The following is a 19,320-nucleotide window of genomic DNA, read 5'->3' as shown; positions in this document are numbered from 1 at the left end:
TCCCTTTGTATGTAAGACCGATCCTACTGGCTCTGGATGCAATGGAACTGTACGTGCGGCTCATCTCAGCGCCAACTTGCTTCGCCGTCAGCCCTGATTTGGCCAAGTTGATCAGTCGCTGCGTCACCTCTTCCGTCCACAATTCTGGTTCTCTGATGGGCTCCATGGTATGCTCACTCAACTGCTTTTCATCGAGTGTGCAGCTGCAGTTCGTTGGCCGGAAAAGGAAATTTTTCCTATGACAGAGTTTCAACGAGACAGGGTCCGAGACGACTATAAGGCAGACATCCAGGATATACGTGATCGACATGGTGACGAAGTTCTCGTTGACTGGATCGAGCGCTATTATGCCTCGCAGGACGTCGACCGCGATGATGTCATGATCGCGCTAGGGATCGATTACGTCGGCACATTTTACGAGCTGATAAGAGCTTATGATGTGGACAAGCCGGAGCCCGATCCAGCGGAAGATGCGCGCCAGGCGGAGGTAATAGGGCTGGTGTTGGACGGTGGAGAGGTTCCACAGGAGCTGCGGCGACCGGCATCCTGGCGGCGGGCGATTAACTGAGGCCGTGTTTGGCAGCCACTCTCTCGCGAATTTCCGCGATCCTGCCATCTATATCGGCGAGATCAGTGATGTGGCCTTCGCGGAAAATAGAGCCTGCGACGAAGCCAAGGTTTTGCACCATATCTACCATTATCGCGTCGATCAGGTCATCTTGGAGTGCTGTGCCGTCGTTGTCCCAGCTGACGCTGTAGCCACCGGTATCCTCAGAATCTCGATAGTCGACGCACATCTCCAGGCCGAAATTGGTATCGTCACCAACAGCCTGAACGTGCCCAAGGTAAGCTTTCAAGACCTCGAACTGTAGTTCATCGAGCACTACCCGGCAGCCGGGTGCCATCATATGATGCGCCAGAAATTCGAGCGCTTTCGTGTAGTCGACAGTTCGCCCGTTGATCCGATTATCGTTCGCGATCAAACGTGCTCTCCTCGCATGATCATCTCGATCTCAGCGATGATTGCGTCCCGCTTTATTTCATCTACGGTTGAAGCCAGTGTCGTGTCGATGGCGATCTCATAGCCGCGCCGCCGCAGCCGAAATCTCACCTCGTGGTGCCCGCCAATAGCCTGGTCAACAGCAAGCAGTTTCCGGTGGATGTCGGCTAGCTCCAGGTCGGTGCCGTCGAGCTTGAGGTCCGGGTCCAAAAATGGTTTGCATTCGGTCTCGATCTGTTTCGCCAGGTCCATAGACGTGCCCTCGTCGGGCTCAGTCGGATGCTGCAGACGGTAAACCTGCAGAGGTGTTAGGTGCCGGTCACGCCCATAAGCCAGCTGCATTGTAATGGCCATCCGGACAGCCATACGCGCTTGCTCTTCGCCCTGATATTCAGGTGACCACGGCAGCAGATCAGCCCATGCCTTGATGGCTTCAACTGTGCGCTGATGTTCGACCGGATGAAAATTGAGAAAAGCATCGGCCCAAGATCGAATATCGATCTCGTGCTCTTTCTGGACCGTTTGAAAAAGCTCGATCCAGTCACGGGACCTGTCGGCGAAAAATCCTGCTTTGAATTCTGACGGGATGTTGTCGTTCATTTTGGGCTCCAATGCTCATCACAGCGGACACGCCACCAGCGTTCCTGCTTAAGTTTTCCAGGCTGACCGCAATACCAGCACGTCTCCTGTGCTCGGTGGGACGCACGTTTGACAATTGCTTCGACATCGTCAGAGCGGTCCCCGGGATAGAGATAAGAGACCCTCAGCCCTCCCCACTTTTCGTGAGCCGACAGGAAACCGAGGTCGTCGATTTTGGCGAATTCGCGGACTAGATCATCGAGGATCGCATGCCAACCTTCTCCCACGTGATAGCCAGATCGAGCGCGATCCACATCACCATCGAACACGGCAACTTGTCGTCGACGCTCCTCCATCTGTTCCTGCGTCATCACCATTATCGAGCCGCCATTCGCGCGATCCATTCAGCATGGTGCTTGTCACAGCAGACGCCGTACCATCCTTCCACAACGCGCATCTCGCCTGGCTCTCCGCATTCTTCACAGATGTGAGCAGCGCGGCCGATAACTTGCTCTTTGATGATGCCGATCATTTCAGTGACGGGCGTCGGTGCAGACGGATCGATGTCGTCGACCCATTTGGCAAAACCATCGATATCCAGGCGCTCGTAGGGTGCCGGTCTGACGTAAATTCGTAACTCGCCAAACTTCTCCTTCACCTGCCGGATGTACCAACGACCGATCTCGCCGTGGTGACGGAGCACACCTTCAAGCTGCTCGCAGAAATCGGTCAGCAGCGGCCACCAGCCTCTATTGATGGTGATCAGATACTGCCAATCGCCGTCGCTGTTATTCGGGTCAAAGAGGGCGGCATAGCGCTCTCGGATGTAGGCGACATACTCATCATGCGTCATCGCCATGGCCTCCCCTATTCGCTTTCAGTGAAGCTTCGTCGGAGAGCCGCTGGGCGTGGTGGATGATGTCATCCACATCTAGACGACTAGCCATATCCACGGCCTGATCGTACCTGACCGAAAGGAAAAGCTGCCCCTCCGATTCAGTGATTTTGGTGACGTAGATTTTCCCGATCAGGTCACGATCTACGACGATCTTTTTGATGTCGGTCAGAGCTTTGCGGAGGATCGGCGTATTGTGATCGGAGACGTTCAGCCAGACGGTAGAGCGCTCTTGGAAAAGGACTGAGACTTCTTCGCGAAAGCGGACTCGCGCGTCGAATGCCTGGACCTGAGCCGTCAGTTTTTCCTCGGCCGATGTTCTATGCTGCTGACACAGGAAGAAGGTCACACGCTCACCGAGCTGGACCGGTTGAGCGTCGAGCTTACCGCACCACTCACATACGTCGCGCACGGATTTGTAGAGAACCCGCTGCCATTTCAGCAGCTCCCAACTTTTCCTGGGCGTCCATTTCATTTCGGGATTTGCGAAGATATGGGCTTTGAGGCCGCTATTGGTGCGTTCAAAACTGACATCACCAGGTGACATCATGCCTTCACCAAGGGCCTCGAACTCCTCCAAAAATACCTTCACAGCTTCTGTCCAACCATCCGGCAGCGAAGCAATAGACGGGTCATAAAGGTCGGGGTGTGCAGCCCGGATACGCTCGACATTCTCAGGTTTCATCGCCGCGTTCACTTCCGTCTCGACCTTCAAATTCAACTGGGATGCTGCCTGCATTGCCTTGCGCTGTGCCTCGATCAGACCCTCACTGCGCATTCCACTTCTCCGGTTTGTCAGCGCAAAAATCCGGCGAGATACAGTGGCGGTCTCCAGGCAAACCACAGACCTCGCAGGTGGAATGCTGACGATCATTGAAGAACTGGACGGCGATGATGAGCGCCAAAGCGCTGCCGTCAGTCCATCGCTCGAAATCCACCAGCGGCGCGGCATAGGCTCTGAAAAGTCCATCGGGAAGCCGCTCGAAATGCAGTGTGACCCAGGGCTGCGTATCACCATGATCAACAGCGATCAGAGCGCACTGATGGCAGAGCCTCGCAATGAGATTCCAATGCCCAGCAGGCAGGGATGTCAGCTTTTCATCCCAGAAATGCGGATACTCATCTTTGAGAAAATCGATCTGTTCCGGGCTCATGACCAACGCCTTTCTTCCATGTGCGTTTGGCACAAGAGTTCCTGGCGACGGTGATCTTGATATTTCAAGGTGCCGACGGACTGGTCACCACACACTTCGCAAGTGTGTCGGGAGCGGTCATTGAAGCGACTGACGATCTGCACCAGCCGCAGCGCCATTTCTCCAGTCCAGTGGCGATGATGTGCCAGAGGACGCGCATAGATGACGTATCCCGTCGAAGGGTAGAGGTGCCAAGTGATGGCGACTATTTGGATAGGCAGATCGCAATCCATAAAGCCAGGAGACAGCTTTTGGAGATCGTAGAGATCACGGAACAGATCGCTCACGATATCAGTCCAACCGTCAGGCAAGACCAAGAGGCGAAGATCGGCGTAGAATGGAAAATCCGCCATCAACTGGTCAACAATTTCTCGTTTCACGACACAACCTCCGCTTCACGCATTCCTGCCGTCAGCTGTTGGAAAGTCTGCGGCGCATAGCTGATGTCATAGCAATCGACACCACAATCCCGGGAACGTCCGTAAGCAGGCAGGCGACCGTGTGAATGACCGTACAGGTGCCAGGAGCCATGAACGGATGCCGCCCATGTGCGCATGGCGTAGTGGTGCAGGATGACGCGTTCGCCACCCTGTTTGACTTCGGCGTAGTGGGTGGGTGTTTGGTCCCAGGCGAGGTCGCAAAGGGATTTCCTGATCTCTCCATGGTGGAGATCATGATTGCCGAGGATCAGCCTTTTACGGCCGGGGAGCCTGTCAAAAATCTGTTTCGTTCTGGCGACATCGTGACAGCTGAAATCGCCGAGATGCCAAACGACATCGTGCGGTCGAACGACCGAATTCCAGGCGTTAATGATGAACTGATCCATTTCATCCGTTGAAACGAACGGACGAAAGTCGAGCATTTTCGAATGGCCAAAATGGGTGTCGGCGGTGAAATAGTGCTGGGTATACGCCATGATGAAGGTCCCTTTGAAATCGCAATAAATCCTAGGCACCGGCTGCTAGCCGATGAGAACGCGGTAAGCGTCATAGGTTTATTGCGAAGGCCTTCATTTCATTCTGCTCCGAGAGCTTGTTGGCGATGAAAGGAAGATAGCAGGTACCGCCCCGATGTAAAGCGGTACCTTTTCAAACACTTAAATGGTTAGCCAAAGTTGGTTAACGCGCCTGTACCGGTGGCCATGGCTTCGGCCTCGCCTTCAGTGATCGGCATGAACGCGAATGAGTTCTCAGATTTAGGGGTTGGGTCTTTGTATCTTTCTCCAGTCACCGGATGGCCGAACAGCTTCTTCTCGTTGGCAAAGATCGCTTTCATGATCTTCTCGATCTTCTCAAAATCTTCGCTCCAGACCGCCTCGACGATGTTTTTCGCAGTGTGCCTCATACGGACCGGGTGGGCCTTCGACATCATAGCCATCGCCTTGGTGAGGCCTCCCAATTTCACGTATGCAGGAGCGGCATTCGAGATTGCACGCCATACGTGGTCAAGATTGGCAAAAGCCTCCACAAGCGTCTGGTGGCTATACAGTCCATTGTCGTTTTTATAGACCTGCAGATCGTTGGCATAACTTTCCATCCTCGCCAGAGAGCCATAGCTGACAGGATGGAGGAACATCTTCTCTGGCGGCAAGCGCTGAGGTGTTGGAAGCGGTTTTATGGAAGTCCGCACTGGCACGCCCAAATAGGATAGTCCCATTCTATGGCTGAGTGCCCACTGCTCAAAAATGCGGTCGACGCCGATATAAGGATTGTCGAGAGCCGATAGGATGTCGTGACCGGTAAGATCGACGGAAACCTGAACATCAGGGTTTGCTACAATGGCGTCTAGTGTTGTCCTCCAAGCCAATGCCAGTGTCATCGGACGGCGACGATTTTCTCCGGCGATGCGTCCGAGGCTAAACGGATTTGCTTCTCGCAGCTGGTGACTGACACGAGAGATTGCATCGATAGACGGCAGCCATTCCTGCGGGTGTATTGAGTCAGGAAGCGTGACTCTGGTCCGAAGCTGTGTTCCAACCTTCTGCCTTTTCTTTCCCTTGAGGGCAGACGAGGACAACAGGTGGTTCTGCTTCACGAGGACCCAGAATTTTAGGTCTTCAAGCGGACGTCCGTGCTTCGAACTATCCCTTTCCGGCTCATCGAAAATTACATCAAACTCTTCGACGCATGCTCGGATGTCTTCCAGCGCTGGCTTCACAACGCGCTGCAGGAAAAGCGCTGCGTTGAATGGCTTTGCACGTGCATGGCTCCAGCCCAGCTTGATAGCCAGGTCTTGAGCCGAGATTACCAGAGGAGTGCGATATCGCTGGTCATGGCCAGCCTTGACCGCAAGGAGCTGGTAGAGGCCGTTCGAATATTTGTTCTTGAACTGACTGACGCTGCACAAGTTGATCCAGGTGTACGGCTTCGGAAGCACAAAGACTTCCCGGACCACTTCCGGAACTGAGAACCTCAGGATTGATGAACCTCTTTCAATCTTGTCCCTGATCGCCTTCGACGCTTTAGGTCCAGCGAGATCGGACTCGATCATAAACTGGATCAGGCTGACGGCTCTACGATATCTTTTCTTTGCAGTGAAATCCCGGACGTCATATTTGACCGATGTGCTTTGTATACGAGTGAGGCTATCGACTAGCCGGTCTACGGAGGTGATTCCGAGGTAGTCCAAGAGAACGCTGGCGCGCACTTCATGGTATGGCTTTGTTATATTCACGTCACGAGCAATGGCTAAGAGGGCTTCGGTGAGCGCCATATCCTTTGCGCTCGTGCGGCTTTCGCCCACAATTTCAGCGCTCTCTATAAGGACTGTCGGCTTTGCAATGGCAGGGCGCTGACTGCGCATCTCCCCTATGTCTGAAAGTGCCAAGAGAAGATTTTTGGCTCTAATGCCCTTGCGGTTTACTGCGACTTCGAGTGCGCTGGGTGTGCGCCGCTCAAGAAGCTCGACTAATTCTCCCGACTGCGTTTCCTGGAACTGCTTCTTCTTCATGGGGTATGCTCTGATGCGATGAAGAAGTGTGAGTCCGTCAGCCGAAATAGATCAAGCTGTTTTTACGTTTTGTTAGCAGAGCGGGTCGGTCGAAATTTACAGAATGTTAGTAAAGATTTTTTTGGAAACTTCATATCTATCAGAGACTTAAGGCAATTTTCTTTAGCGTTTGTTACCCGGATATTCTTTAAAGATAATAGGGCTGCGCCACTCCAAAGGGTTTTTCTGTTCTTCAGGTTAGTTTTGTTCCCACTGCTAGGCTATTTTGAAAAAGAATCATAAATTAGAAAAGGGAAATTTCCAAACACCAAAAGATTAAGTCTACCTACCTTCTCAACTCTGCATCCCAGAAAAAACAAAATTCATTTTGACATGTCAAAATCGTTTTGAATTTTTCCGCCCACATTCAATGATCATCTCATGGCATTTAGACTGAAGATCATGACCACAGCTTTAGACATTCTCCTGCAACAGGCAAAACTTCAGCCCGGCAAGATCGAGGCTATGATGCCCGAGGAACGCCGCGCTTACAATGCTGCGGCGAAACGTGCTTCCAGGGATCGCCAGCGTGAAGCCCTAGCATCTGGTAAAGCCAACCCGTCTGTGGACGTCACTCGTGAGCTTTTAGCAGATATAGCCGTCATGATGCTGGCGTCTGACGCACCTGGCTCTGAGACGATTATGGCCGGTCTGCAGAGGTATTTCACAGACCGGGTTGGCTACCCCATCAAAATCAAAAACGATTGCCGACGCGGCAAGCTTAAGACGAAAATCATTGGGAAGGTACAGGACGCTCCAACGCGAACTGCGACAGATATCTGACTAGCTCAGCCACCTCTTGTCGCTCGGATGCAGAAACTCCCTGATCGGAGATTTTGTCTGCCAGTTCGAGCAACATTTCACGGGCCGTTTTTGCGTTCTCTTCGTCGATGTCGCCATCGCGTATCATGCCCTGGTATGTTGCCAAAATGAAAGCGCCCTGCCGGGAAATACCGATACGTTCAGCTGCCTTGGCGATATCTTGCTGCCGATTTCCGAACTCAACGGCGAAAGTCTCGATCTGCGTCATTCCACTGCTCCAATCTCGGGGCGTCCATCAGCGCCCAACATGTCAGCTCTGTCAACGACGTTGACCTCTGCTAACCTTCATCGGCTACCGGCACGGAAAATCTGCTGTAAAATTGATCACTAAAATGCTTTTTACCGTTGGTCTCTTGCATCGCGAAATCTCACTGTGACGGTGTTGTTGTTACAGTGTGACGGGAGAGGCGTATGGACGCGATTGAGCATGTTACGGCGGGAGCGGCCAGGACTGCTCGGTGGCGGGCTGGATTGAGGCACAGGGGGTTGCCGGAGACCGACGATATCGACACTGTACTTGCGACGGCGTTTGCGAGCTTCGTGGATCGATACTTCCAGAGCCGTGGCCACTATGGGCCCTTCATGACCATGGTAGCAGAGGCACTTCGGTCTGCGGGCTATTGCACACAAGAGGGCTCCAGGCGCGCTGAGGCTCGTCTCTACTACCTTCAGAAGATAACCAAACATCCTGAGGCCTCGGCTGCGCAGCGACGTCGGTGGGAGCTTGGCAGGCCGCCAGAAGATGCTTCTTTCATGGATGAGGAACCCGATCCCGAGAAACACAGTGACGGTTACTTTGACCCGACTGACGAGGTCGCATTGGAGGATGACGGAAATGACTGAATCGGCCTCTTCCCCCCATTACTCCATAACTTCGGATCGAAAGTATCGCGGCCAGAATCAGAATTGTCAGATCGCACAGTGTGACGGTGTGGAATACTTAAGGATGGTGAAAGTCAGGCTGTCGCCACGGCGCGCAAGCCTCATCGCGGCGGCGACCGCCGCTTTGTGCCCAGAGCGCAAGCTCGGTGGCAAACTTCCTGAATTCAAAGCGCACCGGGCTCAACTTCTTCATGCGTATACAGAGAGCGATCAATATCTATGATTGCTTCCATGATGGACGTCAGGCGTTCCGCCTGGAAGTTTGACCAGACCGCAATTTGCGTTGGTAATCTGAGCCTCCAGTGTCATATTCTTCGCGGCCACGGAGGTTATTAGATCGAGACCGTAGATCGTTGCCCACATTTGTCCCATCGAGCGCGACGCGATGCCCTCGAACACATCCGGCAACAGACAGGGGCCCGTCTAACACCGTCTCTTACTCCCTGGGCTTCCGGACCCATGATCAATGACAGGTTGACGCGCCCAAATAGGTTTTCACCCCGAACAGCAGCGCCCTGCCTGCACGGCCCGGGATCATGGGCAGCTCGCCATTGGAGAATTTTTTGAAGGCGCACACCAATCGGCAGCAAGCTAGCGTTGCCGCGCGTTGACTGTCTCGCCTGGATTTCGCTCCACGCTTGGAGTTGACCCTGGCCCAAATGGCATTCAGCTCCGCAGGGAAACCACAGGGCGAGTCGGCAGCCCAACATGTTGGCCGACCTTTTTCATGACTTCGTCGAGGGTTGCATACAAACGGTTCAGCTGAGTGTGATCAGTTACTCGCTCAGGCGCGTAGCGCGCGATTAGATACTCGCGCCTCGTCGTCATCGCCTCCAGATGTTCAGCCGTTCTCTTTCTCAGCTTCAGCTTTCTGACCAGGTTCGGCTCGGCGAGATGATGCATCCGTTTCCGAACATCTTCGGGGGCCGAACCTTCGTGTCTGAGGAAGGCATTTATATACAGCTCGATGGCGTGAATGGCTGCCATGCGAGCTGGGGCAGACGAAAAAGGGACCATTTTCTTGCTGCTGTCGTCCAAGAGGACCCTGGCGGCGTGATAATAGGAGTCAGCTAGGTCAATGATCTCCCTGACAGTAGCTTTCGAACCAGGATAGCTGTTCCCATGTTCAACAACAGGGACTGCGTTACCCATGTCTGCCTCCAGCAACCCTTGCGCGCCGGACAATCGATCAGAGAAACTTTTAGCCCGCATCAATGCATTCGTTAAAATGCAGCGGACTTCGCTCATTCCCGTCCACGCGGCTTTTCCGCTGCCGCCGCGACGCTCGTCGTCTGGGTATGCTGGTTCCGGCTACCTCGACCGCCTTTCTTTCGCACCTGTTTTTGTGGGCGTCCTGCCGCGTCTATCGCCACGCCGTTCAGCAATCTGTTAAACTTCTTCATAGCTGCACTGAGATCACCATCGTGAATATCAATGCTCTTTGCGTACAAAACGGCTGCGCTTAGCTTCGCGTTTTCAAGTTCGGCCTTCTGGAGAGCGCTGCGAAGGCTAATGATTTGACGTTCCGTTCGCTGCAAAGCTTGAACCGCCCTACCAATAAGCACCTTGGCCTGAGACTGAAGTCGCTTAACATCGTCCTGCTGTTTTTCGATATCTTTTCGTTGTTTGGTTTTTTTAGGAAACTCTACAACCCTCTTCTTGTTTCGCTTCAAAGGCCCAAAATCGCATATGCTTCCGGGCTTTGCGGCTCCTGGCTGGTCAGCTCCCGGAGCAGGCTTCCGCTTGCGTACGCCTCCACCTTTGTGGCTGAAGAAGCCACTACCGGCGTGCACTATGGTGCCTCCACCATTATAGCTGTTTTTCCCCATAATACCTCCGACGTGCATCAAGCCGCTCAAAACACATGCGAACACCGCTCGATCCGTTCGTTGCAGATAGTTGACCCAAAGCAGCCAGAGACGTCCTGGATAAACGGCATTCTGGCCCTGCCGAACGGTGGCAACCTACATACGCCTTGCTCCCCAATAAGGCGCTCGCCATCCTGCTTTCACCGCTTCTGCTTCGTCACAGAACCACACTTCTCCCCGCTCGGGGCTGACTTTGGTTTTCATGTACCATGGCGACCATGGGGCATGATAGATTTTCCCACCATTTGATATGTTCCCCTTTATCGGACACCCATTGGGAGCGGCCTGCAGTGCAACAGCCCATTTGTCTGCTCGATACTCCCAGGCGGTTTGCGTCGGTGCCTGCCAAATTCCCATCTTCAGTTTCCGAGCTTGATCTTCGGTATCAACGTAGTCCTCAGAATACTTTCGAAACGCCCATGCCAATCCGGCTGCAACCAGCTCGTGGTTCACATCCCTTCCGTCTGCGAAACAGACGGCAATGGTTCGTCCATAGTCATCGAAGCCTCGGTCATCGCAAAGCACGCGCCGATCTGTGACGAGTTCTTCCAGCGTAGCAATAGCGGCCTGCCCGCAGGACCAGTTGCCCCCCCCAGCGCTTCGACATTTTTGACCAGCTTCTGGAGCATCAATTCCATGTAGGCGATACCGCTTCCCGGCAATATCCAGGGTGTCTCCGTCCACGACTTGAAGCGCATCCCCAGCCGACACAGCCCCGCAATCCAAGGAAAGTGCCATCAAGGCTAGGAGCCCCAATCGAAAACCGGCTTCTCGTTTCTTCATTCCAGTCCTACTAGGTAAGTGCATAGCGATGATCAGAAGTCTTGGACTGGATAGGCTGTGAGCGTCGGGGCGCAACACCAACCCAACGATGATTTTTTGCTTTTAGAACGCCCCGATACGCTTGACTGCCGAATTGATGAACTCGAACATCGTGTAACTCGATCAAGCTCGCAAGGCTTTATTCGTGCCGAGAAGACTGAAATTGGTACGGTCGAAAGGAGCGTAAATGAGCAAGTTTCGCCGATCAGGACACTACCGCCAAAATCAGCATGGGACGACGTTCTGGGTCAGCAGTCATGATGTAAGTCGAGATGAATGGTCGCGTGACACGCATCCAAACCACGTCAGCAACGTCAAGCTTTCGTACAAAGGTTCGACCTACGGTATAACCTACCCCAACGCCCGTTGCCCGGTTTGCAAGGCACAGGTATTCTTCTTCGCAGCTTACAATGGTGGCCGCGTTTTCTTCGAACCTCCGCTCGGACCGCCTTGGACGAAGCACCCCTGCACAATAGCCGAAAATGTGACAATCGCACCCTTACCGGCCACCGATACCCCATCCGCCCCACAGCAACCGGACAGCATGGAGTATGAGGTCTACCCCCAACTGAATGGCTCAACCCTCGTGTTGGAGCTGGACGGCGAGGAGAAGGCTTATTCGACACCCTATCGTTTCGAAGTCGCTCACTTTCCGCGTTGTTGGTCAGTGAGGAATGAGCGCGGCAAGGTCACTGGCCTTTCTCTTTTGACCTGTGAATTTGAGCCGGTGGAGATACCCGTCCGACGGCGAAATCTTCCGGGTCCGATGACGCAGGCTAGCCGTCGCAGGCTTGCTTCAGGGGGCTTCAGGGATGTCCAGGCGATCACGTCGCGGATTACGAGCCTTCCGTTGATTTCGAGCAAGGACGTGCTCCCGAACGGATCGCACCTACTATGGGCCGGAGATATGGCATTGGCATTGGTGCCCGTCCCAGTCGACCATAAAGGGGCATTTGACGAAGACGAGCGCAGGCAGGTCCGAGAGTTTATGTACGAGGGTGCTAGTGAGGCACTGTCAGTTATTGCGAGCAAACAACCGGCGAAAATATCCAAAATCGCTCCAAAGCCCATCGTCCTCTTCTGCTTTGAAGACTGGATTGAGGCCCTGTCGAGCAGTAGCGGTTCGGACCTCGGGCTTGAAAGCGACGGTGATATCGACACTGAGGAAAGTTGGCGACATCCAAGGCCCTGGCTGAGCGATTTACACGCAAGAACAGCGTGGATCGACACGCTGTCACCTGATGAGATTCACTTGCCCGATCCTAGGATCACCATCGAAGAAGCATTCGAAATCGAAGCGCAATTCTGCAGCCCATATTGGCCAACAGGCGACGCTGGACGATGGCGGAAGATACAGCAGATGACTGGGATGCTGGGTTTGAACCGGGCATTTGAGAAGACCGTCAAAAACCTAAGGGGGCAGAACTGGCTACTCGCATCTCAGGATGAGTACGGCTCGCCCCTCACTCATGAACTCGCCTTCGCCCGAAAAGGAAGCGAAACAACGTCCGGTGTGCGTATGCTTCTCGCCATGAGTTCCGCAGAGACGTTTACGTTCGTTGCCGGGTGGGCAGACGAAAGCCAGCCTGTAGAGGACTACCTCCACTATATCGAGACGCCCGAACAGCTGTTCGCGATGCTGAAGAATCTAGCGCAAAAGCGGAAAAGGTGATGATGGCCTCCGGAGGCTGGACCCGTTACCCGAAATGCGGGCCCTATCGCAAGTCCCAAGGCTATGGTCGAGGTGCCGTAAACCGGATGACGACGTATTCATTGTCGAACTTGAAAGCAGCACCCGGGCGCGGGAAGCGCGCCGCCGTCTTACGGACGGTGGTCCGGAAGGCTCAGTTTCGAGCCCTGCAATCCTAGGCTGACAATTTTGGGAGATAATCGCCACATTCATCTTGAAATGGAACAATGGAGTTCCGACTTAGATGGTATCCGATCACGAAGGGCAACCAGGGGGAGCGGAGAGTTACTTGAAGCTGTCAAGCCCGAAGGCCAACAGCAGGTATGCCATGATGTCCATCCGGACCTCCAGGTGTAGCTGGGCGCTCAAGGTACATGACGAGCAATCGTACATGCAGCTAATATAGTCCATTATCTCGACTACTTGTGCCGTAGGGTATTCCATACCCGCTCTAAACAGTCGGGGGCGAAAGGCTAACTGGATGCACATCGGTTCTTTTGCCCCCTCTCGCCTTTGAGGGCTATCGTGAAGGCATGGACTGCTACGGTCAGGCGTTACCCTCACTTCGATCCCGTCATATCCACGGCTGAAGCCGAGGCTGTGGCTACCGATCCATCCCGGGTCGCCACCCACACGTTCTATCCCTTTCTGAAATACGATGAGGGCTGGACCGCTTATGCTGAGAAGGGGAAAAAGGGCAAGCGGAAGGATAGGCCCATCCGGTTCGCCGCGAGGCTCGATAGCTGCATTTTTTCCTACTATAGACATCTCCTTTCCGTTCCTTATGAAGCTCTTCTCGAAGCCGAAGGTCTGTCGGAGTCGGTGATCGCCTACAGGCGCATTCCGAAAACCTCGGGTGGTGGCGGCCAAAGTAACATTGATTTCGCCCTATCTGCTGTGCAGGCGATCCAATCTCAGGGCGACTGCTGCACCATCTCGCTCGATATCAGCAGCTTTTTCGAGACGCTCGATCACCAACGCCTGCGAGACGTGTGGGCAGACTTACTTGGAGTGTCGCGGCTACCTGCTGACCACTTCAAGGTATTCAAAGCCATAACCCGCTACGCCTATGTGGACGTCGTGGAAGCATATACCCGCCTCGGGTACTATGGGGACAAAACTGACCGTCATGGCAAAAGTCGGCCCGGCTTCCTGATGTCTCGCAAGACTATTCCGGTTCAGCTTTGTGACGGTCGTACCTTCCAAGAAAAGATCGCCCGTTCCGCTATCCAGCACTCGATCATTAAAGTGAACGATCTCGGCGTGGGGGTGCCGCAGGGCGCGCCGTTGTCCGACCTGCTAGCGAACGCCTACCTCACAGAGTTCGACAAATACCTTCGAGATATCAGCTCAAAGCTCGGAGGAAAATTCCTCCGATATTCTGACGACATCCTAGTGATCGTGCCGATAGCAGAAGCAGACGCTATCAAACTCGAAATTGACATCAGGGGAGCGATAGCTGCCTATGGAAAAGGATTGGTGATTAAGGAAGAGAAATCGGCAATCCATCGATTTGAGGTTGACGGAGGCCGACAAATCTATCGCACGATCAAAGCGAGCGACAAAGAAGGTAACTCCACGCCAAACAAGCCGTTTGAATACCTGGGTTTTCGCTACAACGGCAAACACGTCTTTATCCGAGACAAGACCATGAGTAATCTTTATCGCAAGGTTGCGTCAGTTTGCAGGGCAACGGCCATACGCCAGGCAAAGCGATACAGTGGGAAATCCGTTCACGACATTCTCGCCGTGACAGACATCGAGCAAGTCATCCAGGCGTTTGGCCCTGTGAAGAACTTCAAGGCCAAGTCAGCGGACTACCGGGCGTGGACGTTCACGACCTACGTGAAGCGCGCTTTGAAAACTATGGGACCATTGGGCAAGCCGATTGCGAGACAGACCAGCAATCTGAGGCGAGCCATTCACAAACGGCTCGAACAGGAATTGAAGCGGTTGGTCTAGGCGCGATGTCATCCCCAATGCCATCAGCGGACATGGCGCAACCGGGAGATTCCATCAACCATCTATTGGCAGATCGCCGAACGTATGGTGAAGACCATAATCCAACACAGCGATCTGATGTAATCGGTCGAGCCACTGCCAGACTTCTGCGTCGGTCATCCAACCGGTTTGCCAGAAGCGTTCGCCGACCACAAATGCGACAGCAAGCTTGACCCTGGCGTCACAGGACAGGTCGTGGACACGCTTGCCACGGATCACTTCGCCAAGATGGCGCGCGACGTCCCTGCAGACACAATCGTTTCGAATAGCTTGGTCATCACACGGAATTTCGTTTTCGATCATTGTGTCTTTCCTTCGGTTCTGTGGATTTGTTGCAGCCGATGGAGGCGGACTGAATCCGCCCCCTCACGAGTTTCCAATCGGTCTCAAAACGGCAAAGCTTCGCCGACCGCCGCGCGACAGCGCTGCCGTTCCGGATTTTGGGATTAGGTTTTAAGGGCTCGGAAGCTTGTAAATTAACGCTAACTGCATCTGGATGTCGCCTTAGGATTTCGGGTGGCGGTCATTCCGACGACTGTGCGCTTGCCCCACCGTGTTATCCGTGTAAGCCCTCTTCCTCGGATCATCATCTGGCTCATCAACCAGTCCGATAGGATCGAGCGGCGGCACTTCCATGACAATCCGAGGAGTGTCCTCAGCTACCGCTGGAGCGGTTATTTCCGGAGCATCGTCCAAAGCTTGTGCCGCATCAAAGGCTTTCGACCACGATTGCTGAAGCATGTGAGCGTCAATTGAGCGGTCAACGACATGGTATTGAACGAGCACTGCGTTTCGTTGCCCAATGCGATGAGCACGGTCTTCTGCCTGTACCAGGCGGCCTGGTGTCCAATCGAGTTCGGCAAAGACCACCGTGCTTGCAGCCGTCAATGTGATAGCGACACCGCATGCCTGGATCGAGCCGATGAAGACCCGCTTACGACCGTGCTGGATATCGTCCTGCGCCTGCTGGCGGTCTTCCATGGAGGTCTCGCCGGTTATGATTGCAGGCTCGTGTCCCGCTGCGCGCATACCATCGGCGAGCCGGGCCACGACCTCCTTATGGTGCGCGAACACAAGGACGGCATCGGGAACTGACCCAAGGATTTCAGTTACGGCATCAACAACGAACGGTGCTTTGGCCAATGCCGTCCGTTGACGAAGTTCGGCCACTACCGCGAGGTTGGAAAAGTGAACAGCGTTTAGTGACTTCACGGCAGCGTCATACGCGGCCTTGTCATTCAGCTTTTCAGCACGATCTATTGCAGCGCGGGCGGCAGCCTCTGTCCTCTCATGCTCTTTAAGCACCCTCTCCTCCTCACGGACGGCTTTGCGAAGCTCGGCTGATCCGGACGGATCGACGGTGACAACTTGGCGGCGCTTTGCGGGAAGCTCGGTCAGAACATCTGATTTCAGCCGCCGCACCATCACGCTTGACCGCAGGTACTCCTGCAATTCATCTAGGTTTGAAGCCCCGGTAGCGTCAAAGCCGAACCGGGTGGAATGACCACCGCAATATCGTCGGGCGTAATCGAAATAGTTAATCGCGAAATCGACGCCGCAGCTTTTCAGGATTGAAAAAAGCTCAATCGGTCGATTTAGTATTGGTGTGCCAGTCACGAAAATCCGACGGTGTGCGGGGATCGGCATCTCCGATTTCGAGCCAAGCACTGCCCTAGTTCGCTGTGCCTTTTGATCCTTGAGCGCATGGCTCTCATCGCAAGCTAGTAGGTCCCAGCGCTTTGCTGGATCGGCAAGCTGCGATTTAAGCTTCGCCACGATATCGTAGTTGATGATGACGATATCGGCGTAAGGTTGCGAACTTGTCGACCAGATCGCGATAGAGTGCGGCTTGATCAGCCACTTCTCAAGCTCTGCCCGCCAGTTCAAAAGCGCGATCTTTGGTGCAATGATCAAGACCCGCATTCGCTCCCGACCGGTTTCAGCCAGCAGCATGTTCATGTATCCGATGACCTGGATGGTCTTGCCAAGGCCCATTTCATCGGCAAGCAGCGCGCCACCACCGTTCGCGAGACAGTCGCGCAGGAAGACGACACCGGCCCTTTGATATGGCAGGTATTCCAGATCGGCAGGTGCCGGGATGTTTACGCTTGCATCGGTCGCACGAGAACCTGCGATGGCGGCATCCCGTCTCGCTCGCTCTTGCGCTGCTGCCAGCTCGACAGACTCCACGAGCCAGTTTTCAATTTGCACATTTTCTGAATCGAGGCTGGAGATCAAAGTCTGGACGACCGTAGCGCTTTGCGAAGTCCATATCTTCCGAACTTTGTCCCACCGAAAACCTGCCTTCTTTACCCGTTCGCGACTGACAATGTCGCTGTACTCCGTGACGGCTTTCCAGCCGCGCGTTCCGTCCTTCTCCAATTTCATGCTGATAACTCCGGCCCCCGAATTCCGTGGGGCGACTGCGATACAAAAATGTTCAGGCGCAAAATCGTTGATGTCAATCGATCAAACGCCGAAAGTGTCATCAACTGCTATGGCTCTGAACTCTGGGTGGACCCCATGGTCAAAGACCGCGAGACGTTGCCATCTATCGAGCCTCTGCCAGATTTCTTCGTCACTCCAACTGCGCCGCCAAACCCTTGTACCGACCACAAAAGCTACAGCCATCTGGATGGTAGTCGAGCATTGAAGGTCATGAATAGACGTGCCACGTGCAACCTCGGCCACACAAAGCCCAATTTCCAGGTAAACGCTGTTGTGGCGGATAGATCGGTCATTGTCCGAAAGCTGAATGAACATCAGTCCGCGCCCTCCTGATGCAACAACCCAATCAGGTCATCCGTCGTGATCGTGCCGTCAGAAGAGTCTTCAAGCCGTTTCCCGACAGCTGTCCAGAATTCCGGCGGTTGCCCAGCGACCAACTTGGCTAAGCGGTCCGCACGCCAGCGCGCGAAGAATTCGTCAAAGTCTATGGCTTCATGCGATCTTTCGTTGAACGTCATGGCTTGAGCCCCATTTTCTCCAGAGTGGAGCCGACTTCTTTGAGAGCCCAAGCCATCCGGCAAGCTTCCTCATCGTCTCCAGCGAAAGCTTTAAGCGCATCAATGGAGGAACGCTCTGCCAGTACCGCGAGGGCCTCTGCCAGCGGAGCATTCAGCCCAATTTCGAGGCCGTATGTCATCTCGCTCTGCCATTCTATGCGACGGCGAAAGGAGCGCTGCTGCTCGGTTTCGGCTTGTTCGCGCAGCCTCTTGTCCGCGAGATCGCGCTCTAGCCATGCTGCGTATTTTGATAAGGGCCTGAAATGCACAACTGTCCGCTTCTGCACCTCGTCAAGCAGTGACCAGGCGTCTTCGTCCGCGAAGGCAACATTGTTGAGGCCGATACCTGCGATCAGGCCGGTTGCGGCCCGAACGGTGGTCGATCCCGTGATAGTCTCGGGCGCAGTACCATTGAGGAGTTCTTCGAACTTAGTGGCGATTTGCCGGAACATCGGGTTCAAACAAATGTCTCTCATGTGAGACCTTTCTGAATTTTTGGCAAAGCTCCGCCGCCGTTGGCAAACGGAAGCTTTGCGATTTGCTGTGTTTTCGGGGTGTTTTCAGACCGCAAGCGCGGCCGGATTGGTGGCGGCTTAGGCCACGTCAATCGCTGTATTGATTTCGGCTTCCGAGTAGAGTTCCTTCGCCAGTCTGCTGTGGCCAAAGAATTCGACTATCTCCGACTCGGTTTCACAGACGATGCCTTCATGCTGGTCCTGCTCACCCTGCCATTGGGTTCGTTCGATGCGCGCTCCCACAAGCTTGCCGCCCTTGGTGCGGTACAGCTTAAGGACAGTCCATCGTCCGGTCGAACCTGAAAAATCGGGATGGCCCCGATCTCCGAAGCTACGTGCCGATGCGATCTGAACGCCAGTGAACGTAAGAGCGGGTTCATCGTCTCGCTCAACAGTCAATTTTGTCCAGTTCAGCTCGGCTTCGGGGATCGTCGATGCTTTCGGTTCAGTCACTTCGTTACTCATTACATACCTCTGTAAAGTTGCAGGTGTGCATCAGCGATAGCTTCTGCGCTCCCGCCATTTGGCAGGTTGCATTTCCACCTAGTTGTCGTTGGTCGTTCACGGCCGCAGACGTTGACCAGGTCGTCCGCGTCAAGTGTGAGGCACTGAAGACTGTTGTCCCAGCGGCCTCGCTCTTGTTCAAACAACATGACGCCCTCGGAGGGGATTTACAAGATCACCCCTTTCGCTAAGCCATTGACGCTTCAAAGGAATTCCTGAAAAAAATACGCCGGAAAAATGGATGAAAATTTTGCCGAGAATTCCTTGGGGAATTCCTTGCAGAGGCAAATCCGTAAGGAACCGAAAATCAACTTTTTATCTTTTAAAACAATGCTGTGAGCGAGCCCTTGAAAACCCAGGCGCGTTTTTCGCTGCGAATTCCTTTTAAGATGCTTGATGGGCATAAATTATGATTATAAGTCAGATACTTAAATCATTTTGACAATTAAGGCTGGAAATTCCTTAGGAATCGCCGCTCATCAGCGCGCATTCGTTCTGAAATTATCCGACGTTATGGTTAATTTGCCGAAAAAATGTCGACGATTGTGCGGAAACA

At 53.9% G+C, this 19,320-nt stretch carries 22 protein-coding genes; 4 read left to right on the top strand and 18 right to left on the bottom strand.

Features of this window, described 5'->3' with window-relative positions:
* Positions 1-169 precede the first annotated feature (169 nt).
* Complete coding sequence (locus QTL56_RS00280) at positions 170-568, top strand: hypothetical protein (protein ID WP_245135423.1); 399 nt, start codon at positions 170-172, stop codon at positions 566-568.
* Here the strand turns inward: QTL56_RS00280 and QTL56_RS00275 are convergent.
* The 9 genes from QTL56_RS00275 to QTL56_RS00235 form a co-directional block, all read right to left on the bottom strand.
* The gene (locus tag QTL56_RS00275; RefSeq protein WP_245135421.1) at positions 561-983 is read right to left on the bottom strand and encodes a hypothetical protein; all 423 of its coding nucleotides are present in this window, start codon (positions 981-983) and stop codon (positions 561-563) included. The two genes, QTL56_RS00280 and QTL56_RS00275, sit on opposite strands and share 8 nt — an antisense overlap.
* The gene (locus tag QTL56_RS00270; RefSeq protein WP_245135419.1) at positions 980-1,600 is read right to left on the bottom strand and encodes a hypothetical protein; all 621 of its coding nucleotides are present in this window, start codon (positions 1,598-1,600) and stop codon (positions 980-982) included. Before QTL56_RS00270 ends, QTL56_RS00275 begins: the two co-directional genes overlap by 4 nt.
* Complete coding sequence (locus QTL56_RS00265; protein ID WP_245135417.1) at positions 1,597-1,956, bottom strand: hypothetical protein; 360 nt, start codon at positions 1,954-1,956, stop codon at positions 1,597-1,599. Before QTL56_RS00265 ends, QTL56_RS00270 begins: the two co-directional genes overlap by 4 nt.
* Positions 1,956-2,438 (bottom strand): hypothetical protein, encoded by a 483-nt coding sequence (locus QTL56_RS00260; RefSeq protein ID WP_245135415.1) that lies wholly within the window; start codon positions 2,436-2,438, stop codon positions 1,956-1,958. Before QTL56_RS00260 ends, QTL56_RS00265 begins: the two co-directional genes overlap by 1 nt.
* Positions 2,422-3,252: a hypothetical protein gene (locus QTL56_RS00255; RefSeq protein WP_245135413.1), complete on the bottom strand. Its 831-nt coding sequence runs from the start codon at positions 3,250-3,252 to the stop codon at positions 2,422-2,424. Before QTL56_RS00255 ends, QTL56_RS00260 begins: the two co-directional genes overlap by 17 nt.
* Positions 3,242-3,628, bottom strand: a complete 387-nt coding sequence (locus QTL56_RS00250; protein WP_245135412.1) for a hypothetical protein — start codon at positions 3,626-3,628, stop codon at positions 3,242-3,244. The genes QTL56_RS00255 and QTL56_RS00250 overlap by 11 nt, the downstream gene beginning before the upstream one ends.
* Positions 3,625-4,047, bottom strand: a complete 423-nt coding sequence (locus tag QTL56_RS00245) for a hypothetical protein (protein ID WP_245135411.1) — start codon at positions 4,045-4,047, stop codon at positions 3,625-3,627. Before QTL56_RS00245 ends, QTL56_RS00250 begins: the two co-directional genes overlap by 4 nt.
* Positions 4,044-4,583: a metallophosphoesterase family protein gene (locus QTL56_RS00240; RefSeq protein WP_245135409.1), complete on the bottom strand. Its 540-nt coding sequence runs from the start codon at positions 4,581-4,583 to the stop codon at positions 4,044-4,046. Before QTL56_RS00240 ends, QTL56_RS00245 begins: the two co-directional genes overlap by 4 nt.
* A 188-nt stretch (positions 4,584-4,771) precedes the next feature.
* Entirely contained in the window at positions 4,772-6,616 is a 1,845-nt protein-coding gene (locus QTL56_RS00235; RefSeq protein ID WP_245135407.1) for a replication initiation protein, read from the bottom strand.
* 420 nt (positions 6,617-7,036) lie between these two features.
* Here QTL56_RS00235 and QTL56_RS00230 point away from each other — a divergent pair, with 420 nt between their 5' ends.
* Entirely contained in the window at positions 7,037-7,438 is a 402-nt protein-coding gene (locus QTL56_RS00230) for a hypothetical protein (protein WP_245135405.1), read from the top strand.
* Here QTL56_RS00230 and QTL56_RS00225 read toward each other — a convergent pair.
* From QTL56_RS00225 to QTL56_RS00210, 4 genes are all read right to left on the bottom strand, one after another.
* Entirely contained in the window at positions 7,389-7,685 is a 297-nt protein-coding gene (locus QTL56_RS00225; RefSeq protein ID WP_245135403.1) for a hypothetical protein, read from the bottom strand. The two genes, QTL56_RS00230 and QTL56_RS00225, sit on opposite strands and share 50 nt — an antisense overlap.
* Before the next feature lie 1,340 nt (positions 7,686-9,025).
* Complete coding sequence (locus tag QTL56_RS00220; RefSeq protein ID WP_245135401.1) at positions 9,026-9,607, bottom strand: hypothetical protein; 582 nt, start codon at positions 9,605-9,607, stop codon at positions 9,026-9,028.
* Positions 9,604-10,188 carry a hypothetical protein gene (locus QTL56_RS00215; RefSeq protein ID WP_245135399.1) on the bottom strand — a complete coding sequence of 195 codons (585 nt, stop codon included), beginning with the start codon at positions 10,186-10,188 and terminating at the stop codon, positions 9,604-9,606. The genes QTL56_RS00220 and QTL56_RS00215 overlap by 4 nt, the downstream gene beginning before the upstream one ends.
* 135 nt (positions 10,189-10,323) lie before the next feature.
* Positions 10,324-11,010 (bottom strand): thermonuclease family protein, encoded by a 687-nt coding sequence (locus tag QTL56_RS00210; RefSeq protein ID WP_370660316.1) that lies wholly within the window; start codon positions 11,008-11,010, stop codon positions 10,324-10,326.
* Positions 11,011-11,236: 226 nt separating this feature from the next.
* Here QTL56_RS00210 and QTL56_RS00205 point away from each other — a divergent pair, with 226 nt between their 5' ends.
* Both QTL56_RS00205 and QTL56_RS00200 read left to right on the top strand, forming a co-directional pair.
* Positions 11,237-12,721, top strand: coding sequence for a hypothetical protein (locus QTL56_RS00205; RefSeq protein ID WP_245135397.1), 1,485 nt, complete (start codon positions 11,237-11,239; stop codon positions 12,719-12,721).
* Between the two features lie 543 nt (positions 12,722-13,264).
* Entirely contained in the window at positions 13,265-14,701 is a 1,437-nt protein-coding gene (locus QTL56_RS00200; protein ID WP_245135395.1) for a reverse transcriptase domain-containing protein, read from the top strand.
* A 54-nt stretch (positions 14,702-14,755) separates the two neighbouring features.
* Here the strand turns inward: QTL56_RS00200 and QTL56_RS00195 are convergent, their stop codons facing one another.
* The 5 genes from QTL56_RS00195 to QTL56_RS00175 form a co-directional block, all read right to left on the bottom strand.
* Complete coding sequence (locus QTL56_RS00195; protein ID WP_245135392.1) at positions 14,756-15,043, bottom strand: hypothetical protein; 288 nt, start codon at positions 15,041-15,043, stop codon at positions 14,756-14,758.
* A gap of 201 nt (positions 15,044-15,244) precedes the next feature.
* Entirely contained in the window at positions 15,245-17,128 is a 1,884-nt protein-coding gene (locus QTL56_RS00190; RefSeq protein WP_245135391.1) for a DEAD/DEAH box helicase, read from the bottom strand.
* Between the two features lie 374 nt (positions 17,129-17,502).
* Positions 17,503-17,706 (bottom strand): hypothetical protein, encoded by a 204-nt coding sequence (locus QTL56_RS00185; RefSeq protein WP_245135389.1) that lies wholly within the window; start codon positions 17,704-17,706, stop codon positions 17,503-17,505.
* A complete protein-coding gene (locus QTL56_RS00180) occupies positions 17,703-18,197 on the bottom strand; it encodes a DUF7706 family protein (protein WP_441295314.1) in 495 nt (164 codons plus the stop codon). The genes QTL56_RS00185 and QTL56_RS00180 overlap by 4 nt, the downstream gene beginning before the upstream one ends.
* A 141-nt stretch (positions 18,198-18,338) precedes the next feature.
* Positions 18,339-18,725, bottom strand: a complete 387-nt coding sequence (locus QTL56_RS00175; RefSeq protein WP_245135384.1) for a hypothetical protein — start codon at positions 18,723-18,725, stop codon at positions 18,339-18,341.
* Positions 18,726-19,320 lie beyond the last annotated feature (595 nt).

This window comes from Peteryoungia algae, from assembly GCF_030369675.1.
Taxonomy (GTDB): Bacteria; Pseudomonadota; Alphaproteobacteria; order Rhizobiales; family Rhizobiaceae; genus Allorhizobium; species Allorhizobium algae.
The sequence above is the reverse complement of the archived record's forward strand: the minus strand, read 5'-3'. Positions and strand labels throughout refer to the sequence as shown.